Annotated in this window: 23 protein-coding genes; 8 read left to right on the plus strand and 15 right to left on the minus strand. The window is 41.5% G+C overall.

Going from position 1 to position 26,967, the window contains the following annotated elements; all coding sequences use genetic code 11:
• Positions 1-16 precede the first annotated feature (16 nt).
• Both AC5FX4_RS19260 and dapA read right to left on the minus strand, forming a co-directional pair.
• Positions 17-1,315 carry a DEAD/DEAH box helicase gene (locus AC5FX4_RS19260; RefSeq protein WP_493608037.1) on the minus strand — a complete coding sequence of 433 codons (1,299 nt, stop codon included), beginning with the start codon at positions 1,313-1,315 and terminating at the stop codon, positions 17-19.
• Between the two features lie 58 nt (positions 1,316-1,373).
• Positions 1,374-2,288 carry a 4-hydroxy-tetrahydrodipicolinate synthase gene (dapA, locus tag AC5FX4_RS19265; RefSeq protein WP_493608761.1) on the minus strand — a complete coding sequence of 305 codons (915 nt, stop codon included), beginning with the start codon at positions 2,286-2,288 and terminating at the stop codon, positions 1,374-1,376.
• A gap of 398 nt (positions 2,289-2,686) precedes the next feature.
• Between dapA and AC5FX4_RS19270 the strand changes: the two genes are divergently transcribed.
• Positions 2,687-3,340 carry a DUF6058 family natural product biosynthesis protein gene (locus tag AC5FX4_RS19270; RefSeq protein WP_493608038.1) on the plus strand — a complete coding sequence of 218 codons (654 nt, stop codon included), beginning with the start codon at positions 2,687-2,689 and terminating at the stop codon, positions 3,338-3,340.
• Here AC5FX4_RS19270 and AC5FX4_RS19275 read toward each other — a convergent pair whose 3' ends face one another.
• Together AC5FX4_RS19275 and AC5FX4_RS19280 are read right to left on the minus strand one after the other, a co-directional pair.
• Positions 3,341-3,604, minus strand: coding sequence for a hypothetical protein (locus tag AC5FX4_RS19275; protein ID WP_493608039.1), 264 nt, complete (start codon positions 3,602-3,604; stop codon positions 3,341-3,343). It lies immediately after the preceding gene.
• Positions 3,605-3,768: 164 nt separating this feature from the next.
• Positions 3,769-4,158 carry a cytochrome b562 gene (locus AC5FX4_RS19280; RefSeq protein WP_493608040.1) on the minus strand — a complete coding sequence of 130 codons (390 nt, stop codon included), beginning with the start codon at positions 4,156-4,158 and terminating at the stop codon, positions 3,769-3,771.
• Positions 4,159-4,325: 167 nt separating this feature from the next.
• Here AC5FX4_RS19280 and AC5FX4_RS19285 point away from each other — a divergent pair, with 167 nt between their 5' ends.
• Together AC5FX4_RS19285 and AC5FX4_RS19290 are read left to right on the plus strand one after the other, a co-directional pair.
• Positions 4,326-5,366 carry an ABC transporter substrate-binding protein gene (locus AC5FX4_RS19285; protein ID WP_493608041.1) on the plus strand — a complete coding sequence of 347 codons (1,041 nt, stop codon included), beginning with the start codon at positions 4,326-4,328 and terminating at the stop codon, positions 5,364-5,366.
• A gap of 197 nt (positions 5,367-5,563) precedes the next feature.
• Complete coding sequence (locus AC5FX4_RS19290) at positions 5,564-7,180, plus strand: S8 family serine peptidase (RefSeq protein ID WP_493608042.1); 1,617 nt, start codon at positions 5,564-5,566, stop codon at positions 7,178-7,180.
• 31 nt (positions 7,181-7,211) lie between these two features.
• Here the strand turns inward: AC5FX4_RS19290 and AC5FX4_RS19295 are convergent, their stop codons facing one another.
• The 8 genes from AC5FX4_RS19295 to ybaK form a co-directional block, all read right to left on the minus strand.
• Complete coding sequence (locus tag AC5FX4_RS19295; protein ID WP_493608043.1) at positions 7,212-8,030, minus strand: EamA family transporter; 819 nt, start codon at positions 8,028-8,030, stop codon at positions 7,212-7,214.
• The gene (locus AC5FX4_RS19300) at positions 8,027-8,977 is read right to left on the minus strand and encodes a phosphotransferase (RefSeq protein WP_493608044.1); all 951 of its coding nucleotides are present in this window, start codon (positions 8,975-8,977) and stop codon (positions 8,027-8,029) included. The genes AC5FX4_RS19295 and AC5FX4_RS19300 overlap by 4 nt, the downstream gene beginning before the upstream one ends.
• 127 nt (positions 8,978-9,104) lie before the next feature.
• Positions 9,105-11,354, minus strand: a complete 2,250-nt coding sequence (locus AC5FX4_RS19305) for an acyl-CoA dehydrogenase (RefSeq protein ID WP_493608045.1) — start codon at positions 11,352-11,354, stop codon at positions 9,105-9,107.
• A 579-nt stretch (positions 11,355-11,933) separates the two neighbouring features.
• The gene (locus AC5FX4_RS19310; RefSeq protein ID WP_493608046.1) at positions 11,934-12,836 is read right to left on the minus strand and encodes a hypothetical protein; all 903 of its coding nucleotides are present in this window, start codon (positions 12,834-12,836) and stop codon (positions 11,934-11,936) included.
• A gap of 239 nt (positions 12,837-13,075) precedes the next feature.
• Positions 13,076-13,912, minus strand: a complete 837-nt coding sequence (locus AC5FX4_RS19315; protein WP_493608047.1) for an ion transporter — start codon at positions 13,910-13,912, stop codon at positions 13,076-13,078.
• Between the two features lie 161 nt (positions 13,913-14,073).
• Positions 14,074-15,084, minus strand: a complete 1,011-nt coding sequence (locus tag AC5FX4_RS19320; protein ID WP_493608048.1) for a carbohydrate porin — start codon at positions 15,082-15,084, stop codon at positions 14,074-14,076.
• A 78-nt stretch (positions 15,085-15,162) separates the two neighbouring features.
• Complete coding sequence (locus tag AC5FX4_RS19325; protein ID WP_493608049.1) at positions 15,163-17,190, minus strand: methyl-accepting chemotaxis protein; 2,028 nt, start codon at positions 17,188-17,190, stop codon at positions 15,163-15,165.
• Positions 17,191-17,422: 232 nt separating this feature from the next.
• On the minus strand, positions 17,423-17,881 hold the full coding sequence (ybaK, locus tag AC5FX4_RS19330; protein ID WP_493608050.1) for a Cys-tRNA(Pro) deacylase: 459 nt from the start codon (positions 17,879-17,881) through the stop codon (positions 17,423-17,425).
• A gap of 144 nt (positions 17,882-18,025) precedes the next feature.
• Here ybaK and AC5FX4_RS19335 point away from each other — a divergent pair, with 144 nt between their 5' ends.
• On the plus strand, positions 18,026-18,205 hold the full coding sequence (locus AC5FX4_RS19335; RefSeq protein ID WP_493608051.1) for a hypothetical protein: 180 nt from the start codon (positions 18,026-18,028) through the stop codon (positions 18,203-18,205).
• A gap of 58 nt (positions 18,206-18,263) precedes the next feature.
• On the opposite strand, the gene dnaJ is transcribed toward AC5FX4_RS19335, so the two are convergent.
• Entirely contained in the window at positions 18,264-19,397 is a 1,134-nt protein-coding gene (gene dnaJ, locus AC5FX4_RS19340; protein WP_493608052.1) for a molecular chaperone DnaJ, read from the minus strand.
• A gap of 127 nt (positions 19,398-19,524) precedes the next feature.
• Positions 19,525-21,450: a molecular chaperone DnaK gene (dnaK, locus tag AC5FX4_RS19345; protein WP_493608053.1), complete on the minus strand. Its 1,926-nt coding sequence runs from the start codon at positions 21,448-21,450 to the stop codon at positions 19,525-19,527.
• A gap of 242 nt (positions 21,451-21,692) precedes the next feature.
• On the opposite strand from dnaK, the gene AC5FX4_RS19350 reads away from it, so the two are divergent.
• Complete coding sequence (locus AC5FX4_RS19350; protein WP_493608054.1) at positions 21,693-22,484, plus strand: acyl-CoA thioesterase; 792 nt, start codon at positions 21,693-21,695, stop codon at positions 22,482-22,484.
• Here the strand turns inward: AC5FX4_RS19350 and AC5FX4_RS19355 are convergent.
• Positions 22,473-23,240 carry a substrate-binding periplasmic protein gene (locus tag AC5FX4_RS19355; RefSeq protein ID WP_493608055.1) on the minus strand — a complete coding sequence of 256 codons (768 nt, stop codon included), beginning with the start codon at positions 23,238-23,240 and terminating at the stop codon, positions 22,473-22,475. The genes AC5FX4_RS19350 and AC5FX4_RS19355 overlap by 12 nt on opposite strands.
• Before the next feature lie 243 nt (positions 23,241-23,483).
• Between AC5FX4_RS19355 and AC5FX4_RS19360 the strand changes: the two genes are divergently transcribed.
• From AC5FX4_RS19360 to AC5FX4_RS19370, 3 genes are read left to right on the plus strand one after another with little or no spacing between them, the layout of a single operon-like run.
• Positions 23,484-24,692, plus strand: a complete 1,209-nt coding sequence (locus tag AC5FX4_RS19360) for a PqiA/YebS family transporter subunit (RefSeq protein WP_493608056.1) — start codon at positions 23,484-23,486, stop codon at positions 24,690-24,692.
• Entirely contained in the window at positions 24,685-26,340 is a 1,656-nt protein-coding gene (gene pqiB / locus AC5FX4_RS19365) for an intermembrane transport protein PqiB (RefSeq protein WP_493608057.1), read from the plus strand. The genes AC5FX4_RS19360 and pqiB overlap by 8 nt, the downstream gene beginning before the upstream one ends.
• Positions 26,341-26,955 (plus strand): PqiC family protein, encoded by a 615-nt coding sequence (locus AC5FX4_RS19370; protein WP_493608058.1) that lies wholly within the window; start codon positions 26,341-26,343, stop codon positions 26,953-26,955.
• Positions 26,956-26,967: the final 12 nt, after the last annotated feature.

A 26,967-nucleotide genomic window follows, 5' to 3' on the forward strand; every position in this document is an offset into this window, starting at 1 on the left:
CCTCGATACAACAAGCTTATTTATCTAAACCAAGCTTCTTGCCCTTAATTTGTTTACGGACATTAGCAATACGCGCACGGTTTTTAGCTCGAGCTTCGCCGCTTGCTTGGTTGCTTGGGCGATTACTGCGTGGTTGACGACGCTGATGAGATGGTTTATTGGTCAGCTTTTTAATTAATGTATCACGGCTACTGACTTCATAACCAGGCAAGTAATAACGTTTGATCTGCTGTTCGATCAACTGTTCGATATGGACCAGCACTTGTTCTTCTTCGCGAGATACAAAAGAAATCGCTTGGCCCGAGTTACCTGCTCTACCGGTACGACCAATACGATGCACGTAATCTTCTGCCAAATATGGCAGGTCATAGTTCACAACACGGGGTAAGCCTTCAATATCAATTCCGCGTGCCGCTACTTCAGTAGCAACTAGTACACGGTACTTTCCTTCTTTAAACTCACGTAATGCCCTGCGACGCGCACCTTGTTTTTTATCACCATGACAGACAATCGCTGGAATACCATCGAGATTGAGTTCTTCCACCAGCTCGTCAGCAACGTCTTTCATATTGACGAATACCAACACTTGTTGCCAGTTTTTCTTGCCTATCAGCTCTGACAATAACTCTCGCTTACGAGATTGCTCTACTGGATAAACAACATGACGAACTGTTTCTGCTGTGGTGTTTTCTGGTGTCACTTGCACGTATTTTGGATGGCGTAATACTTTACTCGCAAACTGCTTCATCGCTGGCGGGAAAGTAGCAGAGAACAACAGTAACTGACGTTCTTTATCCACTAAATCAATTACCTGTTGCATATCAGTGATAAAACCCATATCCAACATACGGTCCGCTTCATCAAGGACAAGATGTGTCACTTTAGCTAGGCTCAAGTTACCCAAGCGAATATGATCAAGTAAGCGGCCTGGCGTTGCTACAACAATATCAGCGCCATTGTTCAGTTGCTGCGCTTGACCATCAGCGCTAACTCCACCAAACAAAGCAACCGTTTTAAGTGCAGTATGCTGACTAAAAGCGGCACAATTTTGCGCAATTTGCTCTGCAAGCTCTCGCGTTGGAGCAACAATCAAAGCTCTCGGGCTATCAATTGACTCACCGTCAATCAACTTTTGGATGATCGGTAATGCAAACGCCGCTGTTTTACCCGTACCGGTTTGTGCGGTTGCCAAAACATCATGACCTTTACGCACCACGGGGATTGCAGCTTGTTGTATTGGTGTTAGGGTGTGAAAATTAAGTTCGTCTAATGCTTGTAACAGCAAAGGTGAAAAGCTAAAAGATTTAAAATTCATGGTAAAAACCTGCGGCCAATACATTAAGGGCCGCAGATTATACGTTATTTGTTCTGACCTAACAAAGTTTTAGTAATGTTTCGTCAATTGGCTGTGCTTTGCCACCTACCACATCAGCTTCATTAAGCTCATTAATAAGGTCTAACCCTTGTGCTTGCTGTGCTTTATTCAGTGGTACATAAGGTAGGCGAAACACAGGTTTAACGGCGCCGGTCATGATCAATGCGCTATTAATTGCAATTGGGTTCGGCTCACAAAACAGCCACTGCATCAGCGGTTGCAATTGGCCATTCAGCTCATTATTTTCTTTGTCCATTAACTGGCGGAATAAACCTGGGATCAGATTCGATGTCACAGAGATCACACCGTGAGATTGGAAACGATGGCGGCTATCATGCGCTTCATCATCATTACCCGACCAACATGCAATACCTTTAGCTTCATAATGTGCAATACGTTCATTGCCTGCGCACTCTTTTACACCAATAAAGTTTTTATGCTGTGCTAATGGTTCAATAATGTCAGGCGTTAGGTCTTGCCCTGTGCGGCCCGGCACATTGTAAATAAACGCTGGTCCAATTTCTAAAACACGTTCTAAGTGCGTTTTAACACCTTCAATAGACGTTCTGCCGTAGTACGGATTGATCTGCAGCGCTGCGTCCATACCTGATGCAAAACCATATTCTGTTGCTTTAATCGCTTCCCGGGTATTGTTGCTGCCGGTGTTACCAACAATAACCAGTCTATCTGAAAACTTAGTCACACTATGGGCAATAAGCATTAGATGCTCTTCCCAATTCATCAATTGGCCTTCACCGGTCGTACCACCCACAATAATCCCGTCTACGCCAGCCTCAATTTGAGCTTCCACTAACGCATCGTAGGTTGCCAGATCAATTTCACCAGCCATTGTGTAAGGGGTTTTTATTGCAGTAATTAAACTTGCTTGTTTTATGGTTTGGATTGTACGCATCATACTCTAACTTTGGGGTTACTGAGTTTGCGCATTGTTTTACCATAAATAGTGATATTATCCGAGTGCTAGCCCCATTAAATTTTTAAATAACAAGCAATTTAGTTATTGAACCCCAGATAAAAGGCTAAACCTTAAAAATCCATCGCACATTACCGATGGCTTTATCTAAGATCACAACGGGGTGTTGATACTAAAAGATCTCTCAAACACAGGTAATAGAATCAACTTCTAACACGAGTACAAATGCAATCCGCCGAAATGCAGCTAGAGCCTAAAGCACACTGCTAACCTCGCCTATTCCTTCTTTAGTTAAAACTTTAACCTTCAAATTTTTCTTGTAAAAGTTCAAAACATGACTCAAAATGCAAACACTGTATATTTAACCAGTAACATTTATGAGCTTGCTTAATTATCTAAATACATATTTCTATCGCACAGAAGAGCTTTGCCACGCACTAAAAATAGACAGCGAACAGCTAGATGAGTGGCAACAAATAGGATTATTTCCCAAACCCAGTTACAGCATTCAAAATCAAATAAAGTGCAGTTCTTTTTTGGGACTTTATGAATGTGAAGAATTCACTGATTATTATCCACGAGGCTGTGTGCAATGGGGGGTAGATTTACTCAAGCATAAAATCTCAAGTTCAGCACAGGCATTTGAGCTGTTTTATCAACAGTATTTACACGCATTGAGTAAATGTCTGCAGCAAGGCTACCTGTGTCAGGATGAACGCTTTAGTGAAGATATTGCTGAGCAAGTACAAAGTGCTTGGCAACAATATTTATGCAGTAAATATGGTGTAGTTAGCCAAAATGGCTTGATTGAGGAGTTAGTTCACATTGAATTAGGCAGAGCAATCGTCGATGAAATAACAGAAGAGCGCAGTGCAAGCAGTATTACAGCTGAACAAAGACCCGCTTTGCTGCAAGCACTTAAACTCTTAAATCGGGCTTTTAGTCATAGTGCGCAACATGAACGTAGCCAATCGCTGCGCGAACGTTATATAGAAACACTAGTGACTAAATACGATTTATCTGTGAAGTAACTACTGATACTGCTGCTCAAATTGAGCACGTATAACTTCAAATGTTTTTAGCACATTTAATTGCTCTTTACAGAGGCCATCGTACCAAGCATCAAATCGCTCATCATCATCTTGCTCGCTCAGAGCTTGGTACTGTGCTAACAATTCAATGATATCCATGTGCGTACACGTAAGCGCGTCGATTTGTGCGCTTAATGCTGTGTGGTCTTTATTTTTCAATGTCGCAATGACGCTATTGTCTAATTGATCGTTTTGCTCCGTCATGGCGGCTCCTTTCTTCTAATCAAGCCTCTTATTTATATCAGGCTGGCGCCGAATAGCTAGCCCCAGAATGAACGGATGCTCAACATTCAAACAGAACATTTAAAAATTTCATATTACTGTTTAAGTAGTGCACATATGTTTAAGTTCAAACGCCGTTAGTTTGACTATCCAAAAATGAGATCCCATATACTCGGTGGCTCGTGCAACTTGTGATACTCTTTTCGCAATATATCAATCTCTTTGAGTCGCTGTTTTGCTTCAGCCATTTTTCCTTGCTTAGCGAGCTGCTCACTTTGCTCCACTACCATTTGCACTTTATTGAGGCCTTGTAGTGATTTTTCATGTAAATCAGGTTTAAATTGATGCTTTTGGCTTTGTGCAAGATACTGCTTTAATAGCGCAATATGCTCGAGCATTTGAGTTTCTGACTCGCTTTTAAGCGCGCTTTTGAAAGCATGCCCCATATTTTTCATCGTTACTTCTAAATCGCTCGACTCTTTTGCCTGTGCAACACCGCACACCAATAAAAATGCTAATAATAAAACTCTATACATAACCCCTCCAGAAACTTGGCTGCATTATAAAGATGTTTTGAGTTCGATACAAAAGCACCGCTTATCGACTCAAAATACGCCTGCCCTGCACTTTTATTTTTTTGTGCCATAATAATCACTTAGTTAAAAACTACAGTCTGAGGTTTGTGTTGATTAAAGTGTCATTAATGACCCTATTATTACTGTTAGCCACTTTAAGTAGTGCTGCAGAGCCCATCAAAGTAACGTTTGTGAATCCTGGCTTTTCGCAAGAGAACCCCACTGGCAATTTTTGGAAAAATGTATCGGCTTTCATGGATGCTGCTGCAGATGATCTAACCATGGATTTAACCACTTTATACGCAGATAGAAATCACATTGTGATGAAAAATATGGTTAAACAGGCATTAACCAGAAAGGACCATTACCTTATTTTTGTAGATGAGAAGTCTGCGGTATCACAAGCCTTATTAACTTCTAAAGAAGTCCATGACAAAATTGTATTTTTATTAAACACCCCAGACAAACAAACCTTGATCCGTCTTAAAAGCAAAGGGTTTGGTATTTTGGGATCGCTCGTACCCGACAATCATCAAGCTGGTCGTTTACTGATCCAAAAACTAGATAGTTTAATTATAAAGTCTAATAAAAACCCCACAATCAATGCATTAGCACTGCTTGGCGAATCAGCCACAGACGCCGCTCGACAGCGTGAACAGGGATTACTGAGTTACAGCAATCGATCACCAAATTTAAAACTCCAACAACGTGTCAACGCCAATTGGTCAGAACAAGAAGCCTATACGGTTACCAAAGGTTTATTGGCTCGCTTTACGCAAACTAAATTGATTTGGGCCGCCAACGATGCAATGGCCAAAGGCGCGGTACGAGCAGCCACAGAGCTGTCACTAAGAGATTACATATATATTGGCGGAATAAATTGGGACGAAGAACAAGATCGGTTACTCGACGCTTCTATTGGCGGACACGTTACACTTGGTGCACTTTTGTTGGTATATCTAGACGAGCATTACAACGACAATAGCCATTTCATTGGTCACCGAAAGATCCCCATTTTCAAAGCCTATGAGGCCAAATACGCACCTTTGTACAATGCGATACACAATGGAAAAATCGATAAAATTGATTTTCGCTACTTCTCTCGTTTACATACAAGCCCATCACCAACGACATTCACACTGGACAACATGAACAAACAGCTCAAATGAATTTATATGTTTTTTTAATGAAAATTTGACTCAAAATTTATGGGAAAAACGTTTTTGTACATTTTTCACCCAGAACCACTCAGTATTTAGACAAAAAAATCCAACCTTTAAAGTGGTCAAAAAACAAACCGTTGACATAGATCAAATTACCTGTTTTATTTACATACGTTAACAACATGTAATAAAGGTAACTTAAAATGAAAAAAATGGTTTCTAACAGCGTGAAAATGTCTCTTCTTTCTGCATGTATTGGTGCAGCCCTTTGTGGTACAGCATCTGCAAATGAAGAACAACGAGTTATTGTCACCCTAAATGACAACGCTATCAATACATTCCCACTTTCGGTAAGTAAGGCACAAGCTGTTAAATACAAGCAGCAAACACTTACTTCTTTTGCTCAGCAACTAAGCATAGACCCAATGACAACGCTGCCAAGTGTTAATGCAGTAGTTATGAATGTCACGCCTGAGAAATTAGCTGAACTAAAAGCAAACCCTCAAGTAGCGAACGTTGAGATTGACCCAAAACGCTTTTTAATGGCTGAATCAACACCTTACGGTATTACCATGGTACAAGCGAATCAGCTTGCAGATACCATGAGCGGTAATCGTAAAGTATGTATCATGGATACAGGCTACACATTGAACCACCCTGATCTACCAAGTACAGGTATTACTGGTGATGATGGTTGGGGATCAAACGACACAGGTAACTGGTACAACGATGGTAACGGCCACGGTACTCACGTAGCCGGTACAATTGCAGCGATTGGTGGTAATGGTCAGGGGGTGGTTGGGGTTAATCCATCAGGTCAGCTTGGTCTGCACATCGTTAAAGTATTTAACGACCAAGGTAATTGGGCATACGGCTCTGACTTAATCAAAGCGATTGAGCAGTGTGAAGCCGCTGGCGCAAACGTAACCAGTATGAGTTTGGGTGGCGGTGGTAGTTCAACAGCAGAACGTAACGCATTCCAACAAAGTTATGATCGCGGTATGCTACACATTGCTGCAGCTGGTAACAGTGGTAATAGCAGCTTAAGCTACCCTGCATCTTATGATGCAGTTGTTTCTGTAGCTGCAGTCGATAGCTCAGAAAACAAAGCGTCTTTCTCACAATACAATGCACAAGTTGAAATCGCAGCACCAGGTGTTGGCGTTAACTCAACGTGGAATAACAATGCATACAAATCAATTAGCGGTACTTCAATGGCAACACCACACGTATCAGGTGTTGCAGCATTAGTTTGGAGTCATTACCCGAACTGTACAAACGCGGAAATTCGTAAGATCTTAAACAATACTGCGAAAGATAAGGGCGCGGCTGGTCGTGATACTTCATATGGTTATGGTATCGTGCAGGCAAAAGCTGCTTACGACTATATCGCTCAAAATGGTTGTAGTGGCGACCCTGTAGGTGGACCGGTTGCTAGCTTTAGTTTCAGCATCAATGGTCAATCTGTGAAGTTTAACAACACATCAAAAGATGCTCGCAGTTATTCATGGCAGTTTGGCGATGGTGCAAGCAGCACTGAAATGTCACCTAGCCATACTTATGCAAATGCAGGTACATACCAAGTAACCTTGACTGCAACTGATGGTAACAAGTCAAATTCAGTAACTCAATCAGTTAAAGTGGGTGACGTAACTCCTCCAGGTTGTGACGGTGTCGCACAATGGTCAGAATCAAAAATGTACCAAATCGGTGATCAAGTGGCTTACAAAAACTACAAGTACGAAGCGATTTGGTGGTCACGCGCTGCTCAGCCAGATATCTTCAGCAATGTTTGGAAACGTGTAGGTTCTTGTAAATAAACATCTTATTAGCGCCCACTTAGTGGGCGCTTTATCTCACTAACAATGCACTAAAGAACAGTACACATGCAATTCCACTTAACTGCTCCTTACTCAGCTGTTCCTTGTACATGAATACACCAATTAAAAGCGCACTAGTAATACCTATAGCGCGTTTAAGCCCTTCTACAATACCTGGTTGAAGTTGCGTAATGGCAATAAACTGCAAGATTAACGCGCATGCCAAAAGCACCACTGACAACAGCCACCAAGCGGCTCTGCCTCGTACTTTGTCTATACTCAGCTTTACACGCAGTAACACTGTGGTCGCAACCAAAATAATAAAAGAGATATAAGCGGCGTGAAACTCTTTCGAACTATATTGCAAACAAAACTTATCAAGCACAATACAGCCCCCCCAACAAAAAGCGGCAAGTAGCGCCTGCCAAACTCCTTTTTCATTAGTCTTAAATCTGCCGCCCAATACCAAAAAAGAGCTAGTCGCGATGCCGATGATCCCCACACATTGATAAACACTCAGCAGATCAGATAACCACACCCAAGCAAACAGAGCCGAAAAAACAGGCGTGAATGACATCATAGGTAAAACAATCGCCAGCTTTCCGAGTGACAATGCCCTAATAAATGCAACACTACCAATTGCGCCCATTAGTCCGCTCAAAGTAGCAACTAAGTAATAATTGCTTGACGGAACACCAGCGTCGCTTAACAACCACATCGAGACAAAAATCGGTAAAACCAACGCGCTAAAAATCACCGACATAAACGGCGCACTAAATGACTTGGAAAGCTGCTTACGACAAGCGTCAAATCCAGCCCAGCATAAGGCACTTATCAATGCAAAAATCATAGGTTTCTCAAATTACTCAAAACGAATTGCGTTTGTTCTAGCATATATTGGTTAATTTTGAAGTGGTCGGGTTTCCAGCCCATTAAAAAACGATGAAAGTCAGCCCACACAAATGGCCATAAAGTTCGCCATGAATGCTCTAAGTTAATTACTTGTTGCTCGGTCAATTTTGCCGTTGAGTAAACACGCAATCTTGAAAAGTAATGTGTCAGTAGCGCTTCGCTGTGCGCGTACAAGCCTTGTTCATCAAGTACACTAGTGAAATAAAGCATCACATCTTGCAATCCTATTCCGTTACCAACATATTGAAAATCATAGCCTAAAACGTCATTTTTTTCGTTTAGTGCAAAATTGGCCGCTTTAGCATCACCATGGATTACGCATTTATAAACACAATCAGTTAAACGCTGATCTATCGATTGTGCTGCAGTTTTCAATACACCCCTCGCCATTGTCTGCCATTCATCTGGGCGTGTATGTAAATGCCAATAACCCCCCTGCTGCCAACCAATTGTTTCTTGCGGGGACAAAAAGTAACTATGAAATCTCGCTAACCAATCAAGTATTGCTAGATGCTGTCGCATTGTAGGTTCAAGCCTAGATTCATAACCCAAGGTGGTAAAGTCCGATAATACCAAGCATGTGGCGCCTTGCTGCTGCACACCATAACAAAGTTCTGGGATAGCACATATTGCATCTAATCCACGGCCTTGATGCTGATAAAATTCTAATTCAATTTGATAGGACTTGATCTTTCTCGCAAGCGCGATATTGGATTGTTTGATGCGAGGATGACTTAGCTGTTCAGGTACTTGGGCGAACTTAACAACACGATTTTGCCCATCTAAACGCATTTTGCGTACTTCACCACAGCCACTCCACAGTCGCACACATGAGTCTGCATCTATAATGTCGAAGTATTGCTGGTTAAGTATGTGATATAACATGAAAGCTAAGTAAAAGATTTTTATGAAACCTTATCACGAACCATAAAAAAAGCCTCTAAATTTAGAGGCTTCGCGTGGATATCCAAGTGCTGATGGAGCTGACACTTAAGGCATTGTTGAGTATTTTCTAGCTCGCTTGTTGCACGTTTTCAATAGGCTGAGCATTGTCATCCAACAAGTTTAAAGCGAAATCAAACTCGTCAACACGGATCGCTTTTTCACGCTTCTTATTGTAATCAATAAGTTGTGCGTACTCTTGTGCTGAAATCAAGTTTGCTGCTAATGCATTATCCAGCGTTTGTGCAAAACGCACTCCCGCTTTGATCTCTTTCTTACGTAGTGCTTTTTTCACTTTTGCAAGTAGGTCTAGACATGCCATTTTCGCTTTATATGCTTGCTCATTAATGTCATGACCATCGCCAGCACAAGGTTTCACTAAGTGCGTTAACTGCGCTTTAAATGCGGTATCCATTTGCGCCGCTTTTGCCAGTTCGCGTACCAAGTCGTCGCTAATAGTCGGCATTCTATGGGTATAGTGCATTGTGATCACGCGCATAAACTTGCGAGTCATAGACGCTGGGAAGTTATCTAAAAACTTATGTAGCGCATCTTCAGCATTTTGAAGTGCCCAACGTGTCGCATAATGAAAGTAAGGCGCCGCAGCTTGTCTGTCTGCAACAGCTACTTTTTGCTCGTAATACTTAATTGAAGCCATAGCCGCGTACAAGTAGCTCATCACATCACCAAGACGTGCAGACAGCATTTCAGCCTGCTTCAATTTGCCGCCCAAAACAAGAAGTGAGAAGTCAGCGTATACGGCTAATTTAGCAGATAGCTGATGCGCTGCTTTTTCGTATGCTTGTACTTCTGGTAATGACGATTTACTGCCTGCCGTAAACGGTAGAACACCTAAGCGGAATGCGCGTAAGCTGTTTGCTACACTGTAACCAACGGTTTTACGTAAAATCTTATTAAACGTTTTGTCAGCGTCTTTTTCTTCGCTATGAATTGACTCGACCATAGACTGCAAGTACGGGTGACAACGCATCACACCTTGACCGAAGATCATCAGGTTACGAGTCAAAATGTTCGCGCCTTCTACCGTGATAGCAATAGGCTGTGCCACATAACCGCTAGCAAGCGTATTCTGAGGACCATTTTGGATTGCCTTACCAGCTTGAATATCCATAGCCGAATCTAACACATCACGACCAATTTCAGTCATGTGGTACTTTGCAATGGCCGTCACTACTGATGGTTTCAAGCCCATGCCCAAACCTTCAGTTGTTAAAACACGCATTGCTTCTTGAAGATAAGTTTTACCAGCTATGTCTGCAAGTTTTTCTTGAATACCTTCAAATTGACCAATAGATAAACCAAATTGCTCACGTACAGCAGCATATTCAGAAGCTGACTTAAGTGCCACTTGCGCTGTTGAAACACCCAGTGCAGGCAGTGAAATACCGCGACCTGCGCCTAAACAGCTCACCAACATTTGCCACCCGCGACCGATGTTCTTTTGTCCACCAATGATGAAGTCCATTGGAATAAACACTTTTTCACCGCGAGTTGTACCGTTGTAGAAGCGAATACCCATAGGGTCGTGACGGTTACCAAGTTCTACACCAGGGTGTGATTTAGGAATAAGCGCACAGGTAATACCCAAGTGCTCTTTACCACCAAGTAGACCGTTTGGATCTTCCACTTTAAACGCTAAACCAAGCACAGTAGCAATAGGCGCCAATGTGATATAACGTTTGTCCCATGTTACTTCTAAACCAATAACCTCTTCACCATTGTATTGACCTTTAGTCACTATACCGATGTCTGGAATGCCGCCCGCATCTGAACCTGCTTCAGGGCTAGTTAGTGCAAAACATGGAATTTCACGGCCATCAGCCAGACGAGGTAAATAGTGAGCTTGTTGCTCCTCTGTACCGTAATGCAGAAGCAGCTCACCCGGGCCTAATGAGTTAGGCACCATTACAGTTACGGCTACTGCTGAAGATTTAGTTGCAATCGTGCCAACAATCGTCGAGTTAGCGTACGGGCTGAACTCACGACCACCAAATGACTTAGGAATGATAAGCGAGAAGAAACGCTCTTTCTTCAAAAATTCTAAAATATGATCTGGCAGATGCTTGCTGTTTTGAATAACAGAATCGTCAATCATCGCCATTAATTCTTTTACAGGGCCGTCTAAAAACGCTTGCTCTTCAGCATTTAGTTTTGCTTCAGGTACCGCTCTTAGGGCATCAAAATCAGGCTGACCACGATAAATCGAGCCTTCAAGCCAAACATCACCCGCATCTAATGCTTCTTGTTCTGTTACTGAGATACTTGGTAATACTTTCTTTAGTTGTGTTCTTAAACTCATAATCAACTCATCCGACCAGATAGATATACCTACATTACGGCACAAAAATGACAATAGATCAATTGCTCTATCGAAATTTTTAACGAGTTTTTTACTGGAGTTTCATTTGATTAAGAAATTTTATTGATAAATTAAAAGCTTACACGTGTACGCTGAAATGCACTTTTTTGCTGATGAAGGACTGAATAAACTAAGTTTTTTCTTTTCTTACAATCTTATAAAAGCAAAATTACTAAAGTTAGTTTCTTGCTTGATATAGCTGAGAGGTCGATGTTATCAAACGACAGCAAGCGCCTTTGCCTCACTGTCGTCATGCTATTAACGTGAGATTAATGATGCTTGCTCAAGTTTGACAAGTGTACTAACCAAAAAACGAACACAGATACCAATCCGAATAAAATAGTACTTATAAACCAAATAAAGCCACTTCCGAATAAGACCCTTGTACCCATTCTTTTTAAATCCATGGCTTGAGAATAGACACCAAATGCAAAAATTAAGTTTACAAAAAACACACATAGCAAAAGTATTATGGAAAGTGGGTGATTCACTAAAAAGTACATACTTAAATCCTTATAACTAACAATTACTTATCACGCAAACATGTCGTCCCGTCCCCACTCTGAAACAACGAGTAGAATAACTACTGCAAAATTCGATTTTTCCTTCGAAATCAACACCAAAAGTTTGGCCATATTTTTTAAAACCATCAATACCTCTTATCGTACCGAAATTATAATCCCCTCTAAATTGTTCCCTTTCTTGAGGAATATTGTTTCCATTACAATCAAATGCTGACCCATTTACTACTTTGAAAGTGCTACCCGAGGGGTTAGCGACTACTTTTAACGTACCTCCACTTGGAAAGTTAATCGTTTGAGGCACGGATAAAAAAGAAGTCTCAACAGTTATTGCGCCTATATTCACACTTGCGAAACTAACAAAGCTGTTCCACTTATTTATAGCTGCTTGACCTGTTGGGTAAAACTGAAGCATTTTATTAAATATAGAACTCCTAATTGACGAATTAGAAAGAAATTCATAGGGATTCATATCACTATCTTGGCAAGATTCAATTGCCGGATAAATGGATAAATTAGGCTTTACTGGAGAAACTGAGTCACTTGAAAGATCGTTGATGAAGTCGGTCAATAGCGTTGGATTCCTGCTTATGTCATCGACAAACGCCTCTCGGCTTTCAAAAAATGCATTTGCCTTACTACGCTCTTCAAGAGTAACTTCTTCTGGGAACGGAACGCCCTCAATAAAGTCTCCGTTTCTAACGCCTCTGATTTTATATTTAACCAGTACTTTGTTTCTTACATCTAACACATAAACCTTCTTCCCAATCCCGCTAGACCCTACTTGCGCTTGACTAATATAACCTCCGTTACATTCGGTACAAACTTTAAGGTAGTTTGCAAGCGTAGAGAAAGACGAAACAAGCAATAGAACGAACATTAGTGAGTTAATATGTCTCATTGTAATAATCCTTTATTAGTTGAAATTTAATTACTTTTTGTAAAAACCAATTGTTTCAGAGTACCAATAAACACTCATGATTACTTCAGCAGTAAAAACACAACAAAAAATCACATTAAATTATCAATAAATTCACAATCACAATACTCCCTCTTACAATAAGTTGGATTACAGAGCTACCTTACAAAAATAGCAATCTTATCTACCCCCATATAATGTAGCTCTAAATCTATTTCTGCCTAAGACGCACGCTCCTTATCTGATGCCTTAGCCGTATTGTTTTGCTGCGCTAGAATAAGCATTTTTAACTCTCTAATCTCATTCTGTAAGCTTTCTATCGTCGGTTTATGCTGTTTGCTTTCTTTTTCTTCGCGAAGCTTGGTACGCTCGTCTTCCATCACATTCACCACGATACCTATCACCATGTTTAAAAACGCGAATGCAGTGAAGAAAATAAACGTTAAATAAAACACCCAAGACATCGGATACACTTCCATGGTTTCATACTGAATATCCGTCCAATCTTCAAATGTCATGATCCTAAACAGGGTAAGCATTGAAATAGCAATATCGCCCCACAGCTTAGGGTTAATGTCTTTAAACACAAAACTACCAATCGCGGCATAAATGTAGAAGATGATAAACATTAAGAGGATCACATAACCAAGCTGTGGCATAGCTTTCATTAATGAGTTTATTAACACTCGGAGCTCCGGTACCACCGAAACCATTCGAAGCACCCTGAATACTCGAACAAGACGCGCCAATAAGGCCATTTCACTATCGTTGATGGGAATTAAGCTGATCACCACCACTAAGGTATCGAACACGTTCCAGCCATTAGCGAAAAATCGCTTTTTGTTTTCATCCGCGATAAATCTCACCGAAATTTCGAACAAAAAGAACAGCGTAATAAACACATCTAAAGCATGCGTGATAGAAACCGCGCCACTGGGTAAAGCAAAAGTTTTAGCACCAATTTCCAGCGCTGAGATAATGATCACTGCTACAACAGCAAGCTCAAACGCTTTATTGTTTTTTAGATTGTTCAATTGAGTTTTAATATTTTCGTACATAGGTAGCCAATAGGTTATTTGATTCTTGGATAGCTGAAAATTGGCGTGATTATATCCCAGTTTTTTGAAAACTAGAGAGAGGATTTGTTTCAAAATTTGTAAAATTGCGGGGCTTTTTCTGTCTTCCTGAGAGGTCTAGCTAAAGGTGTGAAAATCTTACGCTAAAATGAGAGACTCAGTCTGATATTCAAGATCTTTGCGTCACCCAAAGTTTGTTCCCCAGCGATATTTGCAATATAAATAAGGCTCGGCTTTATCGAGAAATTGTCACCAATCGTTATATCTGTATACAGTTCGATCGCGGTTTCTGTATCGCTGTCGTGTACTTTTACGTCACTCAATACAATGCCAGAATTGTCCTCATGGAAAAATATACCTTGGTAATTAATCCCAAGCGCCCAATGTGTTGTTATTTCGCTATATTGCGCATTCGCATGGCCATATTGCACAAAGCCGTTCAGTTTGTCGCTAATGGCATGATCAACAACGGCGTAAACATCTCCTTCGCTGCCTGTTTCACCGTTGATGTCCTCTAACGCTGTGTGGTACCAACCGCCAAACCTCACATAGTTTCCACTTCCATAAGCAAGCTCTATTTCGCCTATTTGAAATGACTCAGACATATCCACTCTATTTTCATCAACCGAATATGCAGCAAATTTTAGTTTGACTCCATCAAACGTTTTATCGAGATAGATGCCTAACTTTGGCGTTGGAAAAGTTGAAATATCCAGTATTGTTGGGCTGAACCCCGCGGAAGCATTAATAAAACCATCACCATAATAAGGCGCTGCAAAGTCACTTGTCGCATCCATTAGGCCAAATTTAATGTTGGCGGTTTCAAACACCTCCATACCCACATACGCTTCGTACAACTTGCTGTATTCAACTTCATCAACGTTACTAAAGCTTTGTATATCGCCAACAAAATCCGAGGCATTTTTACCCCTGCGTAAGCTGTAACTAACTAAAGACGTACTTTCCCAACCCAATAGGTTTGTTAGGTCAAACTCGTAGCCCGCATCAATTTTATAGCGAGTTATATTCTTACTCTCGTCTTGTAACTTGGCAGAAGACGAGTCCAAATCAGCAGTAAAAAAAACACCACCATCCTGCGCACAAGATAGTGCTGGATATAAAGTGAACAGTGGGATAACCAAGTTTTTTTTCATCAGTTGATACCTACACTCTTTAACTAAAAGTCGACTATGAACAAAGTGCCTAATTCAAACCCAGCACTGATATTCTTTTTAAAATTTAAATTGGTTTACTTGACCATTTAAATTGGTTGAGATCTGTCGTAATCCTTTACTCACCATGATCACTGAATTAACTGCATTGAGTGTTTCTTTGGAGGAATCGGATATTTTAGTTAGCCCGACGGCTATCTGATCTGAGGTTGCTGATTGCTGCTCCGTTGTTGCTGCAACTTGAGAGTTGATATCGTTAATTTCATTCACGTACTTCAAAATTTTCGTGAGCAATTGGTCCGTTTCATCAATTTTTTTCACCGTTTCTTGCGACTGATTAGTGCTTTGTTCCATTGCAGCCACCACACTCTTAGAGCTATCGAGTAAATTATTTATGGTAGATTGAATTTCTTGGGTCGATTCTTGAGTCCGTGACGCCAGTGTTCTTACTTCATCAGCAACAACAGCAAATCCTCGCCCTTGTTCGCCGGCTCGCGCGGCTTCAATGGCCGCATTTAAAGCCAACAGGTTGGTTTGATCTGCGATACTGCGTATCACTTCTAAAACCGACGAAATGCTTTCGGTATCTTTATTTAACTCAGAAATAGCCTGCGACATTTGTGCAATATTATCGAACAGCTGATGAATCTGTTTTTTAGTTACCGTCACAGACTCATGCCCGTCTTGTGTTGCTTCAAACGCTTTATTTGCTGTGATTGAAGCTGCTTGTGCATTCTCAGACAGATGCCTAACACTGGTTGCCATTTGCTGTATTGCTGCGGCGCTTTGTTCCGTATCCGCTTCTTGTTTATTGACTTCATCAGAAGTAATTTCTGCAGAGTGCTCCAGTAATATCGACTGACATTCAACCAAATATGTACCCATTTCAACTTTCGACAATGATTCTGATTGTCTTTCATAGGCATTATTTATTGACGAAGCAAGCATCCCTATCTCATCATCTTGCGATTGTTCTAATCGAATAGTTAGATCATTTTCATTAGCATCGAGTTTTCGAGCCATGTCACGTATTGGGATAACGATGTACTTATTAACGCCTGCACCAACAAGCACAGCAACAATGATGGTAAATAGAAGGGAAAAAATAAGCGAGTTAGCAACAAAGTTTTCGATCTCGATAACCGTCTGCGCTTCAGTTTCAACTTTAGCATCTGCTTGTTCTTCAACTGATTCTAGTGTGTCTAAAAAATTTGATGACGCAGACTTGAAACGATTAAAGTCATCATAATAAACCTTCCACTTTGCCTGTAACCCTTCCGTCGTCTGTTTAAAATTTCGTTCGTAGTCTACGACGTGCTCGGCATACGTTTTCGACACACCTGCCACCGACAGTGAATGTGATTTAAATAAAGGATGTGCTGAAAGCTCCCTACTGAGTGAAGTAAAGTCGTTTTGCGCCTTTTTAAACTCTGTTAAAAATACCTCGGAGCCCCCAGAGCTGAGATATTCTTGGAAAAAATATTGCGTTTGAAGTAGTGCTATCTGAGCTTCCATTCCACCGTCAGCCGCTCCCCAGCGTTCGGATAAACCATTGCGCCAAGACAATTGCTCATCCGGATTTTGTGCTAAATATTCCACAGCTCCATCACCAAGTTCTTCAAGGCTTGTCATAAATGACTGAAAGCTGGCAAGCACATTGCGATACTCATTGCTTTGCTTCGCGTAAGCATTGTAGCTTGCGAGTAATTTGCTCTGCGCATTCTTAAATTGCTCTTGAGTGCGCTGTAACTGTTGCTCATCAGATTTAGAGACTAAGCCCGAGGCAAGCATTCTGTCATATGCCTCATTGAGCATATCATTTGCTTTCGCTAACTTATCGAGTTGTCTTTTTGCATAGGCAGGATCAAGTTCAGCCTGATGGGTCATATAGTTATTAATTGCTAAAACCTTGCCTTGTACACCAATGGTCGATTCCATTGCACCATCAGCAGCATCCCAAGCCGGACCACTCACAAATTCTAATGCTGAGTCGAGTTTTTCAAATCCAATATAGCTCAACCCGCCACTTACCAATGAGGAAACAATCAGGCTTGCAACGAGTACCGATACTTTTTTATTTAAATCCAATTGATTTCCCTCCAGTGAGCACACGTTAGAGCAGTTAGAATTTAAGTGTAAATCGTTAATTCTTTTTTATTTGAGTGTAGTCACAGAGTGAACTTACGCAACATTGGGCTTAAATAGATCATTTGCAAAATGAATAGAAGGATAAAATGGGAAAATAAATGTGTTCAGGGTCCAGCGCTATCAATAGAAAAAAATGGTAAACGTAACAAAAAACAGGCCGCAGGTTTGATGATTAAAACGCAGCAAATTTTGCTGCACAAAGTTCATTCAAATCACGTGGCGCAACGGCTACTTCCAACCCTCGTTTTCCAGCACTCACATAAATTTTATCAAACTGCTGCGCATCATTGTGTAATAAGGTATTTAAGCGTTTTTTCTGCGCAAATGGACTTATACCACCAATCAAATAGCCAGTGCTATTTTGTGCTTTTGTAGCATCTGCTAGGCTCGCCTTTTTACCTTTACAGGCTTTAGCAAACGCCTTTAAATCAACCTGCCGTGTTGCTGGTAGCACAGCGACATTAAGCACACCATCTACATCAACGAGCAATGTTTTAAATACTTGTTCTGGCAGAAGGTTAAGCTTTTCAGCAGCCTCATCGGCAAAGTTTTGTGCACCTGGGTCGTGGTCAAACTTTAGAATTTCGAATTGAATTTTGTGCTTTTCAAGTAATTTTATTGCAGGTGTCATGATTCATTCCTTTTTATGTGCTCAACCAAAATACCTAAAGTTCGACAAACGTCAACACTCAACTAAAGTCTATATACCACTTGAGATGAGAAGATGTGCTTTATGATTCCAAATGCATTGTCTTTCGGATTGAAGGTGATTGTAGTGTTAGCATTGCTTAACTTTATGCGAAATGAATACGAAACATGGCGTGATGCACGCGTGTGCGATGCTAAATGTGAGCAGTTCGGCTGTAAAACAGGGCAGTTATTATTGGGCCAAAATAACCAAACAATTGCCTGTCTGTGTGAGAGCAAACATGATTATTTAATGCCGCTTAACTAAGTGGTAAAAACCAAAACGGCGCATAAAATGCGCCGTTTTTACGTTCAATAAATTAACCTTATTTGGTCAAATCATCAAAGAACTTTTTCACACCATCAAAGAAGCCTTGTGCTTTAGGGCGATTTTTACTGTTGTCACCGCCCATGCTCTCTTCAAACTCTTTTAGGAGTTCTTTTTGACGTTCATTCAAGTTCACCGGAGTTTCTAGTACCACTTTACAGATCAAGTCGCCAACGGCACCACTACGCACAGATTTAACACCTTTTCCACGCATACGGAACATCTTACCCGTTTGGCTCTCTGCTGGGATCTTCAAATTCGCACGGCCATCTAAGGTAGGCACTTCAATCTCACCGCCAAGGGCCGCTGTGCTAAAGCTGATTGGCACCTCACAATACAGGTTATTGCCGTCGCGCGTGAAGATTGGATGCTCACGTACAGAGACTTGAACATATAAATCACCTGCTGGTGCACCATGTGCGCCTGCTTCCCCTTCGCCAGTTAAGCGAATGCGGTCACCTGTATCAACTCCTGCAGGGATCTTCACAGATAATGTCTTCGTCTTCTCTACACGGCCTTGACCATGACACTTGTTACAAGGGTCTGAAATAATTGAACCAGTCCCCTGACACGTTGGACAAGTTTGCTGCACGGCAAAGAAACCCTGACGCATTTGAACTTGGCCCGCACCATGACAGGTTGTACAGGTTTTTGGCTTAGAGCCTGCTTTTGCACCACTGCCGTCACAAGGGCTACAACTCACCCAAGTTGGTACTTTGATCTCAACGTCTTTACCACGGACCGCTTCTTCTAGCGTTAAGTCCATATTGTAACGAAGATCGGCACCACGCTGTTGGCGAGATTGACGACGGCCACCGCCACCAAAAATATCACCGAATACGTCACCAAAAATGTCGCCAAAGTCACCTTGACCGCCGCCGAAACCACCGTGGCCACCACCATTTTGATCAAAGGCTGCATGGCCGTATTGGTCATACATCTGACGCTTTTGGCTATCAGTTAGTACTTCGTAAGCTTCTTTTACTTCTTTAAACTTAGCTTCTAAATCCGCATCGCCCGCCGTACGGTCTGGATGATACTTCATCGCCAAGCGCTTATACGCTTTTTTTATGTCACGTTCGCTGGCATCTTTGCTAACGCCAAGTACTTCGTAATAATCACGTTTTGACATAGTTATCACATTACTCTAGTTAAATGATGAGCAAACTCATCAAAAGGCTAAACAAACATTAGCCAAAATTTACATACACTAAGGGCGCGTCAAGCGAATTCGCCAGCGCGCCCTTGCAAGTCAACAATTACTTATTGTCGTCTTTAACTTCTTCAAACTCAGCGTCAACAACATCGTCGTCTTGCTTAGCAGAGCCTTGCTGAGCGCCAGCATCAGGACCAGCTTGGCCAGCCTGTGCTTTAGCTTGTGCAATTTCCATTAGCTTTTGAGACTTCTCAGCTAATGCTTGTACTTTTGCATCGATATCTTCTTTGCTGTCGCCTTTGATAGCCGTTTCAAGCTCGCTTAGTGCTGCTTCAATTGCTTCTTTGTCTTCAGCTGGAAGTGCATCGCCGGCTTCTTCAACTTGCTTACGCGTGCCGTGAACCATTGCATCAGCTTGGTTACGAGACGATACTAGCTCTTCGAACTTTTTATCTTCTTCTGCGTTTGCTTCTGCATCACGTACCATTTTTTCTACTTCGTCGTCGCTTAGACCTGAAGAAGCTTGGATTGTGATCTTCTGCTCTTTACCTGTGTCTTTGTCTTTTGCAGATACGTGTAAGATACCATCCGCGTCAACATCAAATGTTACTTCGATTTGCGGTACACCACGTTGCGCTGGACGAATACCTTCTAGGTTGAATTGACCTAGAGATTTGTTGTCGCTTGAACGCTTACGCTCACCTTGTAGTACATGGATTGTTACCGCTGACTGGTTATCTTCAGCCGTTGAGAATGTTTGCGACTTCTTAGTAGGGATAGTCGTATTCTTCTCAATCAGTGCAGTCATCACTTGGCCCATAGTCTCAATACCTAAAGACAGAGGACATACGTCAAGTAATAGAACGTCTTTCACGTCACCAGCGAGTACACCACCTTGAACCGCAGCACCTACTGCTACCGCTTCATCAGGGTTAACGTCTTTACGCGGCTCTTTACCGAAGAAGTCAGCAACAGTCTTCTGTACTAGAGGCATACGTGTTTGACCACCAACTAGGATGATGTCGTTTACATCACCTACTGACAAATCAGCATCTGCTAGTGCACGCTTAAGTGGCTCGATTGACTTAGTTACTAGATCTTCTACTAATGACTCAAGCTTCGCACGAGTTAGTTTAACGTTCATGTGCTTAGGACCAGTCGCATCAGCCGTTACATAAGGTAGGTTCACCTCAGTTTGCTGTGCAGAAGAAAGCTCGATTTTTGCTTTCTCAGCAGCTTCCTTAACACGCTGCATTGCTAGCGGGTCATTTTTAAGGTCGATACCTTGGTCTTTCTTGAACTCTGCAACCAAATAGTTGATAACGCGGTTGTCAAAGTCTTCACCACCTAGGTGCGTGTCACCGTTAGTAGCAAGTACTTCAAACGTGTGCTCGCCATCAACTTCATCGATTTCGATGATAGAGATATCGAATGTACCACCACCTAAGTCGTATACCGCAACAACGTTGTCACCTTGCTTCTTGTCCATGCCGTATGCAAGTGCAGCAGCTGTAGGCTCGTTGATGATACGCTTAACTTCAAGACCCGCAATACGACCCGCATCTTTAGTTGCTTGACGTTGTGAATCGTTGAAGTATGCAGGTACTGTGATAACTGCTTCAGTAACTTCTTCACCTAAGAAGTCTTCAGCCGTTTTCTTCATTTTTTTCAGTACTTCTGCTGAAATTTGTGGTGCAGCACGCTTTTCTCCACGCACTTCTACCCATGCATCACCATTGTCTGCTTTAACAATTTGGAATGGCATGATGCCGATATCGCGTTGTACTTCTTCGTCTTCAAAACGACGACCGATCAAACGTTTAATCGCGTATAATGTATTTTGTGGGTTGGTTACCGCTTGGCGCTTAGCTGGTTGACCTACAAGCGTTTCACCTTCTGCAGTGTATGCAATAATTGAAGGGGTTGTACGATCACCCTCAGCGTTTTCGATAACGCGTGCTTTATCACCATCTAGTACTGCTACACAAGAGTTAGTAGTACCTAAATCGATTCCAATAATTTTACCCATGAATCTTCTCCGACTTCAAAATTCGTTGTTCTGTTAGATGCTTTGTAAATAGGGGCAAGAAAATCGAATTCAAGCGTATTTATAAAAAAAATTTCATTTTTTTTATTTTTATTTCGAAATGCGCTGTTTTCCTCCAAAACATGGACGTTGATTACACAAAATGCACACACACCAAACTGGTCTGACCTCAAAGCTTATGTTATAACTTTCAACAATAATAACGAAATAAAGTAAGAACGATTATGCATTTTGAACAATTATTGGCCCAAGCTGCTGAACTTGGTGACGGCACAATGCAATTTCCTGCTAACTGGTGCCAAGGCAGAACCGCATTTGGTGGACTCTCTACAGCATTAATGTATCAAGCAATCAGGCAACACGTTTCAAATGAACGACGTATTTTATCTTTGAGCACAAATTTCGTCGCCCCGCTCCTTGCCGAACAAAACTTTCAAATAAAAATTGAAATACTACGAGAAGGTAAAAATAGTAGCCAAGTTATGGCGCGCATTGTGCAAAACCAGCAGGTGTGCGTAATAACGCAAGCTTGCTTTGGAGCGAAACGCGCTTCTAACGTAAATGTAGAAGTCACAAAAGAAATGACACTAGCCCCTGTTAATGAGCAGTATCAATTGCCATATCAAAAAGGCGTTATGCCAGAATTTTTTCAACACGTTGCTTTATGTCCACAGCAAGGGGCGCTGCCGTTTTCAGGTGCTGAGACATCACATCTTGGCGGTTGGATGCGTTTCAAAGACGAACAACAGCAAATGAACGAGGCTCATATCATTGCGCTGACCGATGCTTGGCCCCCGACATTGCTACAAATGTATAAGCAACCAGCGCCTGCAAGTAGCATGTCTTGGTATTTAGAATTTGTACAAGAGCCTAACCTAACTGCTCATGATTGGCTTGGTTTTGAAGCTGTGACACACCACTGTAAAGATGGGTATGGCTTAGAAGATGGGACAATCTGGAGCGGTGATGGCAAACTTCTAGCGCTGACTCGACAAACCGTCGCTCTATTTGACTAAACTATCATTTACAACGGTAGCGTACTCCATGCCGTCAAATTTCATGATGGCATGATATTGCCCGTTATCAACAATTTGCTGTAAACCGATATTAAATGAATCACGCAAACGCTCACTTTTAAAAAAGCCCGGTCTCGGCGCATGCGCAAAAATAGCATGAACTCGAAACGGCTGTATGACGTTGCTCTGTGCGTATTGGTTCAGGTAGTAGATAAATATGCGTCGCTCTAAAACGATCACATCAACCCAGCCCTTCATCAAGTTGATGATTTGCGCTTCTTGGTTAACGACTTCTTCGTAAGCAGTTAAATTGTCAACAATTGCCTTATAGGGGTTTTCTAAATAGGCAGTTGCGTGTTGAAAAGCGACTAGGCTTTTACCCTGCAAATCGTAAATAGAGTTGATATCAAAGTTTTTAGAAGCAAGAGACACAGCCACATTTTGATAGCTTAATAAGCTATCGCTTTTATAAACTTTTGGATGCGTTCGATGCGGAAAATTTAAAGCGACATCTACTTTACCCGATAACAACTCTTGCTCCGCCCGCAAATTAGACATATATCGTACTTCGATATTGCTAAACCCTTGCTGATTAAATGCAGCTTTTAAGATCTCCAATTGAATTCCACTATCCCCACTTGGGATAACGTAAGGTGGTAAAGAAGCATTGGCCGCTACAACCACTTTTCTTTCATTCGCGAAAACTTGAGCGTAAGAAGTTAGTAATATGAAAATCAGGCCTAAAAAATACCTCAAAACATCTCCTTATTCGTTGCATTTACGAATACTGCTAATGCTCCACTAATGCTAGTTGATCCTGAATGAACCATCACTGAAATTAAGAATCATTTTTATGATTTGATTTATGTACGCCACTATATTTACTCGAGAAGAGATTTAAAAACAACTAACGAATGCCCTACCTACTTTCGCAAAAATTTGCACTCAAGGTATTATTACCGCACACTAAATTGAATTTAACAATGGTAAGTAGTTAATGTGATCCTCGCGTGCAAACATTGTGACAGACTGATTAATGTCGGACATATCGGGCAACAGCAAAGGGCTGTATGCCCAGTTTGTCACGCACATTTATTGAGTTGTAAAAACCAACAACAGCAGTGGTTGAATGCCTTCAGCATCGCTTCACTGCTGTTTTTGTTTTCAAGTCTGTATCCGACCTTCATTTCATTCGCTCAGCACGGACTCAATCAACAAATTAGCTTGTGGGACGCAGCAATATTGCTGGGCGATAAATACAGTACCGCGCTTGCTTTGATGTTCATATTCACTATTTTGGTCATGCCATTATTGGTATGTTGTTTAGTGTTGTTAACTAGTAGCACTTTATGGACGCAACTCAATCCGCACAATGCCCGTCGAATAGCAAAGACACTGAGTTATATTACTCCCTTAAACTTAGCCGATATTTTCTTAGTTGCGGTGTTAGTCAGTACTTTTAAACTCATGTCGTATGCCGAACTTACATTAGGGTATGGTTTTTGGGCCTATGTATTGTTCGTCTTCTGTTTTGTTGAATTACTCACTTTAATAGACGCTAACGCGCTTTGGCAGCGCCAACAAAAACAGTTTGAGCCTAAGCCATTACAAAGTGGTCAAAGTGCCTTATCCCAATCATTAAAGCAATGTAACGTGTGTGGTCAGTTAACAGCTCGTAGTCATTGCCCTCGTTGTTACGCTAAAACGTATTTTCGAAAACCACAGGCAAACTCACGCGCGTTTGCTTGGATGTTAACTTCCCTTGTTCTAATGCTACCGGCCAATCTGCTTCCGATTATGAACACCATTAACTTAGGCCAAAGTACTTTAGCAACGATATTCTCAGGCATCGTCATAATGTGGCGAGATGGTTCCTACCCTATCGCTATCATCATTTTTGTTGCCAGTATTTGTATTCCACTATTCAAAGCGGTCGCATTGTTTTATCTGCTTTTTGAAGCAAAAATGTGTAATAACCCAAAACGAGCGAGTCAGTTATATCGTTGGCTTGAATGGATGGGAAAATGGTCGATGATAGATGTATTTGTGGTTATTATATTGGTTTCATTAGTTCAGCTTGGCTCAGTGCTGACAGTGGAACCACAGATTGGCATCGTATTTTTTGCGGTCATGGTATTGTGCCAAATGATGGCTGTGCATAGTTTTGACCCTCGTATTTTATGGGATAAATTAAAAACCAATGAATGAACATGCTTACATAGAATCAAAGCCGAAGTTTTCTGTGATTTGGTTTATCCCTATCATAGCCTTATTTGTGACGGCTTGGATGCTATACCAACATCAATTAAATCAAGGGCAAACCATCTTTATCAAGATGACTAATGCCGATGGTATTGTTGCAGGTAAAACCGAAGTACGTGTTCGCAGTGTAAAAATAGGCACAATCCAGTCGCTACGGCTGCAGATGGACCAAAACGCCGTTATCGCGAAAGTTCAAGTAGACAGTATATACGCTTCTTTATTGACCGAAGATGCCAAAATTTGGGTTGTAAAACCGCGCATTGATGAATCTGGTATATCGGGCATGAATACACTACTTTCCGGCGTATATCTCGAATTTGAGCCCGGAAGTAGCAAAGTGAAATCAACCCTTTTCACCTTGCAAGATGAACCCGCCCTCATCGGCTCAGATATTCAAGGAACTAGATACAAGCTTAAATCTCGCCATGCGGAAGTACTTGAAGTGGGCACAAGCATCTACTTCAGAAATTTCAAAATAGGGCAAATTGAGGCATCTAGTTTTAATACTGAAAGTTTGGCAATGGAGTACGGGATTTTTATCTTCTCTCCCTACGATAAACTCGTTTCCGACAACATGATATTTTGGGTATCGTCAGGTGTTTCAATTAACATGTCAACAGAAGGTATCCAAGTATCAACGGGTAGTTTATCTAAGCTTATTAAAGGGGGTATTTCTGCAGACTACCCACCCAATCAACAAGCAAGTGCTATGGCTCCCGAAAATAATATTTTTGCACTGCACGAAAACTTTTCTATTGCTTTGGAACAGCGCTTCGATAATTTTGATTTCTACCTTGTTGATTTTGAACAATCGATCCGAGGCTTGCGCCCCGGAGCCCCCGTTGAATATCGTGGTATGCGCATAGGTACGGTTGAACAAGCACCTGCGCAATTGGAACGAGACGGCCAACCCCTCTACTTTCAGCAAGGTAACACCTCTGTACCAGTTTTGATACGCATTGAATATGGACGATTATTTGAACAAAAAGATGTAGCAAAACGCTACTGGCAAGAAAATATAGAACAATGGATTAGAAATGGATTGAGAGCATCGTTAAAAAGTGGCAACATGTTAACCGGTGCGGTGTATATAGAGCTAAACTTCTATCCAGATGCACCGACAGCAAGTGTAGTAACATCTTCGGTTTACCCAGTGCTACCAAGTGTATCCAGCGGGTTTACGGCGATTTCAGAACAAGTAACAAGATTGTTAAATACTTTGAATGACCTGCCCATAGACCGAACGTTAATACAACTAGACGGAACCTTAAACGAATATAGGCAACTTGCGATGGAAATGAAGCAATTAATCAGCACATTTAATCAACAAGGCACGGCCGCAAAAGTGAATGAAAATTTAGACAATATAAGTAGTACGCTAACTCAACTGACAACCAGCTTAAAACAGTTTGAAAAAACGCTGACGCATTACCAACAAGACTCAACCATGGTTGAGCAACTGACGGACACTTTGGAAGAGTTAGAAAGCTTATCTAATACCTTAAAGCCATTTGCGAAAGGTTTGAATGAACAGCCTAATATGCTGATATTCAACAAGCAAACGGTTAATGATCCGGAACCTAGGAAAAAATAAATGCGTGCTATTTTTGCCAGTTTATTGCTTAGCTTTCTGTGTGGTTGCAGTCACAGCGTCAGTAACCCAAATACTTACTTTAGTTTTAGTGCCGTAAAAGGCCTTAATACTAACTTAAGTGAGAATGCACAAACCTCTGTTTTAAAAGTACACGCAGTAAAGCTCTCTGGTATTGCAGATCAGCAGGCGATAGTCCAGATATTGCCTGATCATGAAGTCTCTGTTGCTCAGCATCACTTTTGGGCTGAGCACCCAAGCAATATGCTGAGCAAAACTTTGCAAAACACATTAAGCAAGCAATTGACACACTGGCAAGTCGTGAACAGTAGCGTACCCACTGACGATGTCAATACCATTTACCTCATGATTGAAGTCAACGAATTTGCTGGCCATTATGAGGCGGGCTCTTTACTTAATGGTAATTGGTATTTGTACAAAAAAGGCGAAACAACCAATCAGTTGCTCGCCCATCGAGCGTTTAGCTTGAGCGAAGAGTTAAGCCAAGATGGTTTTGCCAGCTTAGTGCAGGCGCTTGAACGTTCTTGGCACGGAGTTGCCAGTCAGATCATTGAACAACTCGAAATTATTTCGAATAATACTAATTCTCTTAACTAAGCAGTCTATTTT

This window comes from Pseudoalteromonas sp. ATL1 (genome assembly GCF_058933015.1).

Excerpts from the sequence above, each read along its gene's own strand:
- AC5FX4_RS19315 (WP_493608047.1), bottom strand. The coding sequence starts at position 13,912 with ATGTACGAAAATATTAAAACTCAATTGAACAATCTAAAAAACAATAAA.
- dnaK (WP_493608053.1), bottom strand. The coding sequence starts at position 21,450 with ATGGGTAAAATTATTGGAATCGATTTAGGTACTACTAACTCTTGTGTA.
- AC5FX4_RS19290 (WP_493608042.1), top strand. The coding sequence starts at position 5,564 with ATGAAAAAAATGGTTTCTAACAGCGTGAAAATGTCTCTTCTTTCTGCA.
- AC5FX4_RS19295 (WP_493608043.1), bottom strand. The coding sequence starts at position 8,030 with ATGATTTTTGCATTGATAAGTGCCTTATGCTGGGCTGGATTTGACGCT.
- AC5FX4_RS19350 (WP_493608054.1), top strand. The coding sequence starts at position 21,693 with ATGCATTTTGAACAATTATTGGCCCAAGCTGCTGAACTTGGTGACGGC.
- AC5FX4_RS19305 (WP_493608045.1), bottom strand. The coding sequence starts at position 11,354 with ATGAGTTTAAGAACACAACTAAAGAAAGTATTACCAAGTATCTCAGTA.
- AC5FX4_RS19285 (WP_493608041.1), top strand. The coding sequence starts at position 4,326 with ATGACCCTATTATTACTGTTAGCCACTTTAAGTAGTGCTGCAGAGCCC.
- dnaJ (WP_493608052.1), bottom strand. The coding sequence starts at position 19,397 with ATGTCAAAACGTGATTATTACGAAGTACTTGGCGTTAGCAAAGATGCC.
- AC5FX4_RS19275 (WP_493608039.1), bottom strand. The coding sequence starts at position 3,604 with ATGACGGAGCAAAACGATCAATTAGACAATAGCGTCATTGCGACATTG.
- AC5FX4_RS19270 (WP_493608038.1), top strand. The coding sequence starts at position 2,687 with ATGAGCTTGCTTAATTATCTAAATACATATTTCTATCGCACAGAAGAG.
- AC5FX4_RS19260 (WP_493608037.1), bottom strand. The coding sequence starts at position 1,315 with ATGAATTTTAAATCTTTTAGCTTTTCACCTTTGCTGTTACAAGCATTA.
- AC5FX4_RS19370 (WP_493608058.1), top strand. The coding sequence starts at position 26,341 with ATGCGTGCTATTTTTGCCAGTTTATTGCTTAGCTTTCTGTGTGGTTGC.
- pqiB (WP_493608057.1), top strand. The coding sequence starts at position 24,685 with ATGAATGAACATGCTTACATAGAATCAAAGCCGAAGTTTTCTGTGATT.
- AC5FX4_RS19280 (WP_493608040.1), bottom strand. The coding sequence starts at position 4,158 with ATGTATAGAGTTTTATTATTAGCATTTTTATTGGTGTGCGGTGTTGCA.
- dapA (WP_493608761.1), bottom strand. The coding sequence starts at position 2,288 with ATGCGTACAATCCAAACCATAAAACAAGCAAGTTTAATTACTGCAATA.
- AC5FX4_RS19320 (WP_493608048.1), bottom strand. The coding sequence starts at position 15,084 with ATGAAAAAAAACTTGGTTATCCCACTGTTCACTTTATATCCAGCACTA.
- AC5FX4_RS19310 (WP_493608046.1), bottom strand. The coding sequence starts at position 12,836 with ATGAGACATATTAACTCACTAATGTTCGTTCTATTGCTTGTTTCGTCT.
- ybaK (WP_493608050.1), bottom strand. The coding sequence starts at position 17,881 with ATGACACCTGCAATAAAATTACTTGAAAAGCACAAAATTCAATTCGAA.
- AC5FX4_RS19300 (WP_493608044.1), bottom strand. The coding sequence starts at position 8,977 with ATGTTATATCACATACTTAACCAGCAATACTTCGACATTATAGATGCA.